The following is a 9,761-nucleotide window of genomic DNA, read 5'->3' as shown; positions in this document are numbered from 1 at the left end:
TAGGATACAGAAAACGCTAAAAGAGAAGCATATAGGCATGGGCCAATTATTACGCCGCATCGCAAAATTTTTAGGGGTTGGTGCTCCAGCTACTTACTCCTACCCCGCTTTAGATGTCACCTTAGCCGGTGAACGCCACTTGCATCTGGTCGGTAGCATCCATATGGGAACCGAAGGCATGTTTCCCCTCCCCCACGAATTGCTGAATAAATTGAATCAAGCTGATGCGCTGATAGTAGAAGCAGATATCACTGACGCAACCTCGCCGTTTGGTAACGAAAATCTGGCTGATCCGTTGATTGACCGATTATCTGAAGAGCACTACCAACAATTGTTGCAACGCTGCGAAGAACTCGGTCACGATCCGCAGTCCATGGCCTTTCTGCCCGCATGGCAAACCGCCTTGATGCTTCAGGCACGCCAGGCCCAACGTTTGGGATTACGCGGCGAATACGGCATCGATTATCAATTACTGAAAGCGGCCGCAGCGCAGAAGAAAACCATTATTGAGCTGGAAGGCGCACAAATGCAGCTCGATTTACTGGAAACACTGCCCGACAATGGCATGTCTTTACTGCTCGATACCTTAACTCACTGGCACACCAACGCTCGCCTGTTGCAAACCATGATTGGCTGGTGGTTGGAACATCATCCGGCCAATGACCTATCCACTCTGGCTCCTACCTTTAGTCAGGGGTTGTACGACGTACTGATGATACAGCGCAATAAACGCTGGCAGCAGCAGCTTGAACAACTGCCAGCCGGCCACTATGTGGTAGCAGTTGGTGCATTACATTTATATGGCGAAGGGAATCTCCCTGAACTCTTGCAGCCCAACCATCGGTAAAAAATACAAAAAAATGGCCGATATCGCTATCGGCCAGTCAAAGAGGAATTTTCATTATTTTAGTTATTAAGCCCTCACATTCCTTGCGGAAAATATGAGCAGCCAGTATAGGGTAGCAACCTGACGATTAGATTAGCAACTGACATTCATCATATATCGTATCGCATCGGATCATTGTGCTGATTTTATTAGGTTAATTTTTAGTCTTGTGACAAAAATTAGGTGTAGGATATTCCAACTGAATAAATTTTCATTTTAAATTGGACGTTTATTATGACACCTGCAGTCGTTTTGCTGGAAAAACAAAAAGTTCCTTTCACATTACACCCCTATCACCATGACGCCACAGAAACCAATTTCGGTGATGAAGCGGTTAAAAAACTGGGCCTCAATGCCGATCAAGTTTATAAAACATTGCTGGTTGCGTTAAATGGCGATGCCAAAAATCTGGCGGTTGCCGTCACACCGGTGGCCACCCAACTTGATCTTAAGAAAGTGGCGCGTGCATTGGGGGTAAAAAAAGCCGAGATGGCGGATCCACAATTAGCGCAGCGCAGTACTGGCTATTTAGTTGGCGGTATCAGCCCATTGGGGCAGAAAAAACGCTTACCCACAGTGATTGATAGCCCTGCTCAAGACTATGCCACCATATTTATTTCCGGCGGTAAACGGGGGTTAGATATTGAATTGGCAGCAACAGACCTATGCCGTTTATTGCAGGGAACCTTTGCTGATATCGCCAAGCGGGATTGAGTCATCACAAATATGAAAGGGCCCCAAATAGCCCTTTCATAAAAAATTAATTTATTGTCTCTAAAGATCTTTTAAGTTAAATAAACCTATATCACTGTGATTAGTTTTAAATGAGGAATATAAATCTATTGGATTTTTTAAATTTCCACCTTGCAAAACTGGCGTATGTATTGAGCCAAGATCACAGAAAGGCACCTCCCAGAGCGGCAACTGAGCACATCGTGTGAAACAGCTAGGTTGGTGGAAACACGCGAGTGCACTCGCAACAGGCAGTGCGGTGAGCATTGAAAAAATAACAACTATTTTATGAAAGCGCATAGTGAGCCTCCTGAACCTAATATCCAATAAATAACAAGTAACTTACTTACCATCTTTGGCTTAGTCCCAGTGATATTATCTCACTTAGGTAAAAGTGATTTTATGAACACAAATATAAACAATACATCAACAAAAAATATTTTCCGCTTAACACAGCTTGGTTTCTATATATAACCAATAGCAATCAGGATTATATAATAGGAGTCACTGACTATAGTAACTCCTTATCTAATTGATTATTTATAAACAATCTCACCTTTCGGCTGATATTGGCTGGCATCCAGTGGAGAGTGCTTTTCAATATACTGTTTCAGTAGGTGCTGAGTTGCAGCGCAATGTATTGATATTTAGAATAATTACTAGCTTCTTGACACCTAAAATCAACTAAATCAATCGCGTTATAACCTATTGAATAGAAACAAATAAAAATTAGTTTTGCAGAAAAGGTTTCCTCCTCAATCACTCGAATCTGATTGCACCCCAGATAATTACAACCGTATATTTAACCCGTCATGGGGTGTCGGGGGTCGGAGGTTCAAATCCTCTCATGCCGACCAAAATACCTAAAGAAAACCAATCCATTAGGGTTGGTTTTTTTGTTTGTGGGGTTTGCTGATGGTAAAACAATGGTAAAACTCCGACGATATCTCCCCCTACAGTTCACTTAAAACTGATTGTTATACGGATAACATTTACTGTATATTTAACCAGTAAATTAACTGTGTGAGGATCTACTCATGTCAGCAACAAAAGGCTTCGAACAGAATTTTTCTGTGATTTATAAATTTGACTCTCTGACCATCAGCCACTCAACACGCAGCAAATCCATGATTTTCAATGCCAGGGTAAAAAGCCCACCAATCTTATCCAATGCTGAAGTGATTCAGACAATGGAGATCACAGTCGAGCAGGCTCGGCATATCGTCAGTGAGCTACAAAAGCGGATTGATTATATTGATGCAGGGATCAGTGATGCAGGTGTGAACTATTTAAATTAAGGCCCGGTGCAGTGGTGAGTTACAGATCCATCATACGCATGAATAGACCGGGCGATGAAGCCCGGTTTTGTATTCTATGCTTCCAAAATAACTATTTTAGTAATATCAGCCACATTATGAATTGAGAAGTGATTCCATCCATCTATTAACATATAACTCCCCCTATAAAAAACATTAATTTTGAGATTGCTTAAGTGCCTCAAATAATGGCTGTTTAAATGAATTAATTAATAGTTCAGCACCATAAATAGATAAATGGTCATCATCAAAGTAATATAATCTAGACTTATCTTTGCTGTAAGGATAACACTTTTCATCATCACACAATAATTTTTCAGGATATACTCTAATGATATTAGGCCCCACAACTGAATCTAGTAAAGCATAACTAACACTTGAACGTTCTAAATATTTAGATTTTGATATGCTAAAGTTATAGTTTTCAATAAATTTTATTTTTTCATCTATTGAAAATAGACTTTGGAGTCTATGTGAAATTAATTTTGGTATATCAATACCTAACTCCGGCTCTGGATAAATAAGTATTAATGTATGATTTTTAGCCCATAGATTTAATTTCGACAATATTTCATCATATAAAGGATTACCATTCTTTGGAACTTGTTTATTATCTAAACTCCCTTCAACATCTCCATACTCATTAACGTATTGATTACCTGAAAGGTACCAATTTAATCGAGCCGAGAATATAATCACGTCATTTTTTGACTCTATATACTTTGAAAACTGGCTTGATCTATCTTGGCATATTTTATGGATTATGCCGCGATCATACATATCGATGTTATCCATTCCCAAGCAAACATCACTAGTTAACTGTATAAGATTAAAATTATTTCCTGCTATGTTTTCCAAACTATATCCGAGGCTTCCAGCATGGCTATCACCAACAAGTATAACATTAGGGAGACTTTTCTTATCATTAGATATCCCGCATGAGTTTTCAATATTGTTATCATGACATTTTATGCCGTTCACTTCATGTAGTTTATTACCATTCAGATTTAATATTAATTTTGCAATATCATGCTTCTCGAATCTTTCAGGGAGCCCTTTTGTATATATAGTAATAATTGCAAAAGAAAACGCGGTGACTATTGTCACAACAATAGCAACTATTTTCCACTTATTAAGATTTCGCCTAAAGGGTTTTTCGATAAAGAAATAAGTTACTATTGATAAAGAAAAAGTAATTATTAGTAGTAGAATACTTTGTAAAAAATTAATATTTTCATGTTTAACAATTCTAAATACGACTAATACAGGTTGATGCCATAGGTAGAGAGAGTAAGATATTGCGCCAATAAAAACAATTGGCTTCAATGATAATATTTTTCCAACAATCTCGCTTTGGTTACTGAAAATAATCAGGAGTGATGTTCCTAGCACTGGAACTAATGTTATAAATGACGGGTGAGGCATTGAATCATCAATAAATACTAGAGAGAAAAAAATTAAATAAATACCAACAATCGGCATTAGTTTCAATATAATACTATTTTTTTCTGTTCTTGTACTAAAAAGTCTCTACTAATAAATGATAGTAAAGCACCAGCCATTAATTCCCACGCTCTAGTCAAAAATGAGTAAAAGGAAAGATCTGCATTTTTTACTGTTAATATTTGGGCTGCGGTAAACGACAATAAAGCTGCAACCAATAGAATCTGAAAAATATGAGATTTAAAAAACCGACTTATTATTACCATGAATATCGGGAAGAACATATAAAACTGCCATTCTGCTGACAAACTCCATGTATGTAGCAAAAAATTATATAGACTTGAGGTCGCAGTATATGGATCTACCGAATAAAAATAATAATTAGATAAGAACAACAAAGAAGATAATAGAGACTTTCCGTAACTAAACAGCTCATCTGGCAGTAATAACTGATAAGCGACAATACTTGTAAGTAACGATATAACTAATAATGCAGGGTATATCCGCTTAAATCTTTTTATGTAAAAATTTAAAAAATCCACTTTCCCTTTATTCAAACTTTCTCTAATTATATTAGAAATAAGATATCCGGAAAGAACAAAAAAGATATCAACTCCGAAAAAACCTCCCTTTAAAAAATTGATGCCTGAGATGGTTAAGTGACAATGATAAAAAAAGACCGCTATAACTGCTACGGCTCTTAATCCATCTAAGTCATCTCTATACTTCATAAATCACCTAGCTTTAAGAACAGTAATTTTTACCCAGTTGGGAAGAATATCACTCGATATTTATATATACAAGATAACCAAGTTTATTACTGTGAGCATCGTATACAGGTGGCTAAATTTTGTTCTAACCATCATTGATGCTCATCTACTTCTTGAATTCAACCACCGCTACCCGGCAGCCTATTTATGCTGGTTCTTTAGGCCATATGATATGGGGGGCATTAGAAAAGTCCACTTTTGTTAGTGCATAACGATACTTCTGCCATTCTTCTAAAATCAATTTATCTGCTTCATCAATATATCCGCCTTCAAGTGCATCTTTCATCGGCGCGATGAAAGATGATGCTTTTGTAATTAACTCTGTTTTGATGTTATCAGCTTCAAAAATATCAGCTGTACGTTTTCTTTTTACATCTGTAACCCACTCTGTACCATTCCAACTATCATAAGGTGTTCCAGGAACAGCAGTGGTAAAATCGCTATGGATTGGCCCGATATAGTCAACTACTGCTTGCTGCCCATTTGAAATTGCAAATACTCGAGTACCTCGATGATCCTCTGCCTGTTTCCATTCATCATTCTGGAAAACTGCAATCAATCCCCCGCATTTATCATATCCGGGATCTACTGTTGTCGAATTGCCTGGAAGGCTCACTCCAACTGGAATAAATTCATCTGACCAACCGACGTATTCCCTTGTTATATTATGGAAGTAAAAAACTTTGACGTACCCTGCAACATTAGCATGGCCTGTGTCATCAAAAATTATTGTCATTATTTAGCCCTTACTAAAAAGTTGAATGCAATATTACGTGGTCTATTCTCAGTTGCTGTTGGCACCTGCATTGAAGCATCAAATTTAACGATTTTGACAGGTTCGGATCCTGTAGTGACATTCCCAGTTACACCCGGCATATTTTCTGCTAACAACACTCCATCGGTATTCAAATTATTAGCCTTAAACTGAATATTTGAAACTGAACCCGTTAGGTTTCGGATAGCATCACTCTGTATTGAAAGTAAAATTCGTCCTGTATCAGCCCCTCTGCCTGCATCCCATATTCGCGGGAATTCGCCACGGGCTTCCGTAAGAGTAAGACTCGGGATCACTAACGCGAGTTTTGGATATTGCGATGCCGTAAATGTCGCACCATTCCACCGTAAAAAAACCTGCCCAGACATTTCAGTAAAAAGGTCTGCTGGTGTCTGTGCCGAAGGCCAAAAAAACGGCATTCCTATTGGAAATAGACCTGAACTCAAACTAAGGTTAGCTAGTGCAGCAGCCACCGCAGCAAGGCCAGCGTCTTTAATTTCAGAAAGATTATTTGCTTTCTTGAGAAAATCCCCGCCCGCACCACTAACAATGGCGTTAATCGCGGTTAATAACTGCGCACGGTCGCTCTTCTTCAAAGCCGTGCCTGTACTTTCAATGACGTTAGCAATCTCTTCCTGCACGGCATCAAAATAATCATCATCCAAAGCCGTAGCCGGTACGCCAGTCTGTGGGTTACCACGGGTAAAGCCGTTCTTACCCGCGCCAAATTTATCAACCTGGGCGGTTGGGGTATCAATACGATGCATAAAGGGTTACTCCGGGTATAAGAAAGTCACATAGGTGTGCGAAGGGCAAAGTTTGTTAATGACGCATTCGGCAATGGTATCGCCCCACGTTCTCAGACTGTCGGTGCAGACAGAAGTACAGGTCATGTCGGTTATCTGAGTGACATTCGGCATGTTGACCTGCCACCAGTAGCGCCACTCGTCTGAATAAAGCGAATCAATGCAGGTCGCAGTGCAGCGAAAAACATCACTTTCAAACTGTGTGATCGTGGCATCCGGATAGCCCAGTGCCGCCAGTTGTGCCAGATAAAACGCCTTATTAATCCCACCTGTAATGTTAATTTTTGCATCCAGCCGCTGTTGTCGCTGGGCCAAGGTCTGCACCCCGGGCGGTGCGCATGAATCCGGCAGACCGGTTAGCTGTTCATAGCGGTCAATCAACTCAGTGGTGGTACGCGGATCAACTTCTACCATCAAACCATCCCCACGCCGATGGACGCGGGAGTAAGACGGTGCAAGCCCCAGCAGTAGGGGATCATCCCCCTCCCACGCCGGGCCACGCGGCAGCAGGTTTGTTAATAACTGGCTATAGCTGTCGATTAAGTCCACGTTAGATCTCCCACAATGGGCAGCTCAGTCGCGGCCAGCGGTATATCATCGGTCGGGCTGACCAGAACGTGTTTATATTCGCCAGTCGCAATACTGATAGCCTCGCTGATACGCGAGTGATCCAGCGTCCCACCCGGCACCCCATCACGCAGAAACATAGCGCGTAACTCAGCAATGACCGCATAGCGCACTTCTGGTGTGTCAGGGGTGAGGCGAATATGGAACGGCACCACTTTTGCCACTGGCGCGAGGATATAGAGGCTGGCCCCTGCCACCGGAGCCAGCGGCAGAATGTGATCACGCACCGCGCTGACCACCGCATTATCAGGGATGGGGTTTTCAAGATTGCTGTTGGCCACCATCACACCGACCGTACCAGTTCTCATCCAGTGGCGATAAGTCCAGGCACGCGTAACACCGGGTACCTCTTTAGCCCAGATAATATAGTCAGGATCAGCGCCGCCTTGCGGGGTGTAATACCACCGCTCAATGACTCGCGACCGCCACTCTTCTACCGGCTCAATATCAGTGCCACCCTCTATGTTATCCGCCGCCGCTGATGATGGCAGGCCGTTAATCGGTTGAGTCAGTACCATACCAATACCATCATCGGTATTCCCCAAAGTGCCAGCAACAGAACAAATCACCGGTACCCGCAGAACGCCCGCAACAGCAGTCGCCGCCGCCGTGGTGGTGTACTCCTGCAAATCATCACGTTGAATCACTCTGCCGGCAGGCACTTCAATACCGTTGGTGATCCCCTCCCAGCGCACAAAACCGCTCGCCGTTGCGGGCTGCTTGCGTGGGCAGCGCTTCATATTGCCGTGGCGCGCTAACCAATCTTCATCGCACTGATCCGGTAACAGGTTGCGGGCAAGGTAATCGATGTAGCCGTAAAGCGTATGTACAGCCGCCGCATGCACCCGGCTGTATACCTCGGTGTCGGTATAGCAGTAGAAGCTAATACCCGATTTGCTCAACAGCAAATGGGCCAACTAATGACAGCAAGAGATAAAATAAGCAGGGATCTAGGTAAAGGTTTATCTGTATCAGCATGGCTTGATAGCTACTGGAAAATTCAGGAAGAACGCCAGCGCCTGGGTGAATTGAAATCATCGACCGTGAACCAGAAAAAGACGCCCGTTAAGGTTATGCGATCTATTATCGGTAATAAGTTATTGCCAGAAATAACAGTGAGGGATATAGCGGATATTCTTGTTCCATATAAAGACCGGGGGCAGCTCGTTATGGCTCAGGTGGTTCGTCGAGTAATTATTGATGTATTTAAAGAAGCGCAGCATGCTGGTGAAGTCCCTCCTGGCTATAATCCCGCACTGGCCACTAAGCAACCTAAATCAAAAGTGCAGCGGCAGCGGCTTAGCTTGGAAGAGTGGCAGGCTATATATAAAGAAGCCGGCACAATGCAGCCATACTTACAGAGGGCAATGCTTCTTGCGGTCGTTACTGGTCAGCGGCTAGGTGATATTGCAGGCATGCAATTTTCTGATATTTGGGATGACCATCTTCATATAGTTCAGGGAAAAACAGGGGCGAGGCTGGCAATTCCTTTATCCCTTCGCTGTAATTCACTGAATATCACCTTAAGAGAAGTTATATCTCAGTGTCGAGATCGGATAGTAAGTCCTTACTTATTGCACCACCACCATGCAGTGGCCACAGCTGAGCGCGGCGGAAATATACGAGATCAAACAATAACAATGAATTTCACTGCGGCGCGTGAAGCCAGCGGGATCAAATGGAAAGATGGAACCCCGCCAACATTCCATGAACAGCGATCACTTTCCGAACGATTATATCGTGAGCAAGGCATCGATACGAAATCACTACTCGGCCATAAAAACCAAGCAATGACCGATAAATATAATGATGACCGTGGCAAAGAATGGATCACCATTGCTGTTTAATTTGTGTACCGTTTTGCAGTGGAGTTTTGCAGAAGGTTTTTTCGAGTTTTATAATGGGATGAAATACATTACTTAAAATGTACTTCATCCCGATTAATTACAACTACTTATAAACAATCTCGCCTTTCGGCTGATACTGACTGGCATCAAGTGGAGAGTGCTTTTCAATATACTGTTTAAGCACTTCTGCGTCGATAAAACCGGTATTCACATAGCTCGGTAAAGTATCAATCTTCGGATAACCATCACCACCTAGCGCATTGAAATTCAAGGTTGCCAGACGATAGGTTTTATTCGGATCTAACGGTTTGCCTTGTATTTTCACGTCACTGACACCTTTGCCATCAGCGACTAAGCTGACATTGGCAAATTGTGCATACGCACCTGAATCGACTTTCTTATTGGCCACAACCGCCAGATACTTCTCAACTTCACTGCCTGTCATATCAGCATAAACCAGGGTATTACCAAATGGCTGGACCTTAAGAACATCTTTATAGGTGATATCACCCGCATCGATAGAGTCACGAACCCCACCGCCACTCATCACCGCAAAATC

Annotated in this window: 11 protein-coding genes and 1 pseudogene; 4 read left to right on the top strand and 8 right to left on the bottom strand. The window is 42.2% G+C overall.

Translation table 11 applies throughout. The features are described from left to right. Positions 1-37: 37 nt before the first annotated feature. Entirely contained in the window at positions 38-847 is an 810-nt protein-coding gene (locus tag ACNSO8_RS03330; protein WP_046695337.1) for a TraB/GumN family protein, read from the top strand. Between the two features lie 273 nt (positions 848-1,120). Beyond that, the gene (gene ybaK, locus ACNSO8_RS03325; RefSeq protein ID WP_019082579.1) at positions 1,121-1,600 is read left to right on the top strand and encodes a Cys-tRNA(Pro)/Cys-tRNA(Cys) deacylase YbaK; all 480 of its coding nucleotides are present in this window, start codon (positions 1,121-1,123) and stop codon (positions 1,598-1,600) included. Between the two features lie 554 nt (positions 1,601-2,154). Here ybaK and ACNSO8_RS03320 read toward each other — a convergent pair. Further along, positions 2,155-2,235 (bottom strand): annotated as a pseudogene (locus ACNSO8_RS03320) (bifunctional metallophosphatase/5'-nucleotidase); the annotation flags it as partial. Between the two features lie 420 nt (positions 2,236-2,655). Here ACNSO8_RS03320 and ACNSO8_RS03315 point away from each other — a divergent pair. After that, positions 2,656-2,916 (top strand): hypothetical protein, encoded by a 261-nt coding sequence (locus ACNSO8_RS03315; RefSeq protein WP_019083742.1) that lies wholly within the window; start codon positions 2,656-2,658, stop codon positions 2,914-2,916. A 174-nt stretch (positions 2,917-3,090) separates the two neighbouring features. On the opposite strand, the gene ACNSO8_RS03310 is transcribed toward ACNSO8_RS03315, so the two are convergent. From ACNSO8_RS03310 to ACNSO8_RS03285, 6 genes are all read right to left on the bottom strand, one after another. After that, positions 3,091-4,416, bottom strand: a complete 1,326-nt coding sequence (locus tag ACNSO8_RS03310) for an acyltransferase family protein (RefSeq protein ID WP_418393821.1) — start codon at positions 4,414-4,416, stop codon at positions 3,091-3,093. Between the two features lie 5 nt (positions 4,417-4,421). Beyond that, complete coding sequence (locus ACNSO8_RS03305; RefSeq protein WP_050914902.1) at positions 4,422-5,108, bottom strand: acyltransferase family protein; 687 nt, start codon at positions 5,106-5,108, stop codon at positions 4,422-4,424. 184 nt (positions 5,109-5,292) lie between these two features. Then, a complete protein-coding gene (locus ACNSO8_RS03300) occupies positions 5,293-5,883 on the bottom strand; it encodes a tail fiber assembly protein (protein ID WP_411937526.1) in 591 nt (196 codons plus the stop codon). Beyond that, positions 5,883-6,689 carry an integrase gene (locus tag ACNSO8_RS03295; RefSeq protein ID WP_411937527.1) on the bottom strand — a complete coding sequence of 269 codons (807 nt, stop codon included), beginning with the start codon at positions 6,687-6,689 and terminating at the stop codon, positions 5,883-5,885. Before ACNSO8_RS03295 ends, ACNSO8_RS03300 begins: the two co-directional genes overlap by 1 nt. 6 nt (positions 6,690-6,695) lie before the next feature. Then, positions 6,696-7,277, bottom strand: coding sequence for a YmfQ family protein (locus ACNSO8_RS03290; protein WP_289823875.1), 582 nt, complete (start codon positions 7,275-7,277; stop codon positions 6,696-6,698). Beyond that, positions 7,268-8,272: a baseplate J/gp47 family protein gene (locus tag ACNSO8_RS03285; protein ID WP_418393820.1), complete on the bottom strand. Its 1,005-nt coding sequence runs from the start codon at positions 8,270-8,272 to the stop codon at positions 7,268-7,270. The genes ACNSO8_RS03290 and ACNSO8_RS03285 overlap by 10 nt, the downstream gene beginning before the upstream one ends. Before the next feature lie 3 nt (positions 8,273-8,275). Between ACNSO8_RS03285 and ACNSO8_RS03280 the strand changes: the two genes are divergently transcribed. Next, a complete protein-coding gene (locus tag ACNSO8_RS03280) occupies positions 8,276-9,202 on the top strand; it encodes a tyrosine-type recombinase/integrase (RefSeq protein WP_229694764.1) in 927 nt (308 codons plus the stop codon). A 103-nt stretch (positions 9,203-9,305) separates the two neighbouring features. Here the strand turns inward: ACNSO8_RS03280 and ACNSO8_RS03275 are convergent. Beyond that, positions 9,306-9,761, bottom strand: a 456-nt coding sequence (locus tag ACNSO8_RS03275; protein ID WP_418393819.1) for a 5'-nucleotidase C-terminal domain-containing protein, incomplete at its 5' end; no start/stop codon positions are given.

The organism is Yersinia sp. LJYL362 (assembly GCF_048323875.1).
This window is presented reverse-complemented; position numbering and strand designations above follow the sequence as displayed.

What these genes read in the sequence shown, in the direction of transcription:
- ACNSO8_RS03300 (WP_411937526.1), bottom strand. Translation starts at nt 5,883, where the DNA reads ATGACAATAATTTTTGATGACACAGGCCATGCTAATGTTGCAGGGTAC.
- ACNSO8_RS03330 (WP_046695337.1), top strand. Translation starts at nt 38, where the DNA reads ATGGGCCAATTATTACGCCGCATCGCAAAATTTTTAGGGGTTGGTGCT.
- ACNSO8_RS03305 (WP_050914902.1), bottom strand. Translation starts at nt 5,108, where the DNA reads ATGAAGTATAGAGATGACTTAGATGGATTAAGAGCCGTAGCAGTTATA.
- ACNSO8_RS03295 (WP_411937527.1), bottom strand. Translation starts at nt 6,689, where the DNA reads ATGCATCGTATTGATACCCCAACCGCCCAGGTTGATAAATTTGGCGCG.
- ACNSO8_RS03280 (WP_229694764.1), top strand. Translation starts at nt 8,276, where the DNA reads ATGACAGCAAGAGATAAAATAAGCAGGGATCTAGGTAAAGGTTTATCT.
- ybaK (WP_019082579.1), top strand. Translation starts at nt 1,121, where the DNA reads ATGACACCTGCAGTCGTTTTGCTGGAAAAACAAAAAGTTCCTTTCACA.
- ACNSO8_RS03310 (WP_418393821.1), bottom strand. Translation starts at nt 4,416, where the DNA reads ATGCCGATTGTTGGTATTTATTTAATTTTTTTCTCTCTAGTATTTATT.
- ACNSO8_RS03315 (WP_019083742.1), top strand. Translation starts at nt 2,656, where the DNA reads ATGTCAGCAACAAAAGGCTTCGAACAGAATTTTTCTGTGATTTATAAA.